The organism is Gilvimarinus gilvus (genome assembly GCF_030518155.1).
GTDB classification, from domain to species: Bacteria; Pseudomonadota; Gammaproteobacteria; order Pseudomonadales; family Cellvibrionaceae; genus Gilvimarinus; species Gilvimarinus gilvus.
Genome location: NZ_JAULRU010000040.1, coordinates 1 through 758, shown reverse-complemented (window position 1 = coordinate 758; position 758 = coordinate 1). Strand labels below are relative to the sequence as shown.

General features: G+C 59.6%; 2 protein-coding genes. Both read left to right on the top strand.

The features are described from left to right. The first annotated feature begins 1 nt into the window (after position 1). Complete coding sequence (locus QWI17_RS00200) at positions 2–175, top strand: DUF444 family protein (protein WP_441294570.1); 174 nt, start codon at positions 2–4, stop codon at positions 173–175. After that, positions 172–758, top strand: a 587-nt coding sequence (locus tag QWI17_RS00195) for a SpoVR family protein (RefSeq protein ID WP_302720490.1), incomplete at its 3' end; no start/stop codon positions are given. The genes QWI17_RS00200 and QWI17_RS00195, both read left to right, overlap by 4 nt.

Genomic DNA, 758 nt, shown 5'->3' with positions numbered 1-758 from the left:
CGTGCAGTACTACACTTACGTCGAAATCACCCCCCGTGAGCACCAGGCGCTGTGGTACGAATACGAACGCATCGGCGAGGCCTTCCCCGACACGTTTGCCCAACAGCAGCTGGTATCGGCCGGCGACATCTACCCGGTCTTCCGTGAACTCTTCCAGCGCAGGTTAGCCACATGACCGCCAGAGCACAGAGACGCCAACCCATTTCCACCGGGTCCGAATGGACGTTCGAACTGATCCAGACCTACGACCGGGAAATCAGCCGCCTGGCCGAGCGCTACGCCCTGGACACCTACCCCAACCAGATCGAGGTGATCACGGCCGAGCAGATGATGGACGCCTACGCTTCCGTCGGCATGCCGCTGGGCTATCACCACTGGTCCTACGGCAAGCAGTTCCTCAGCACGGAAAAGTCCTATAGCCGTGGCCAGATGGGCCTGGCCTACGAGATCGTGATCAACTCCGACCCCTGCATCGCTTACCTGATGGAAGAGAACACCATGTGCATGCAGGCACTGGTGATCGCCCATGCCTGCTATGGGCATAACAGCTTCTTCAAAGGCAACTACCTGTTCCGCACCTGGACGGATGCCAGCTCGATCATCGACTACCTGGTGTTCGCCAAGCAGTACATCGCGCAGTGCGAGGAACGCCACGGCATTGACGCCGTGGAAGACCTGATCGACTCCTGCCATGCCCTGATGAACTACGGCGTAGACCGCTACAAGCGGCCCTACCCTATTTCCGCCGAAGAGGAGCG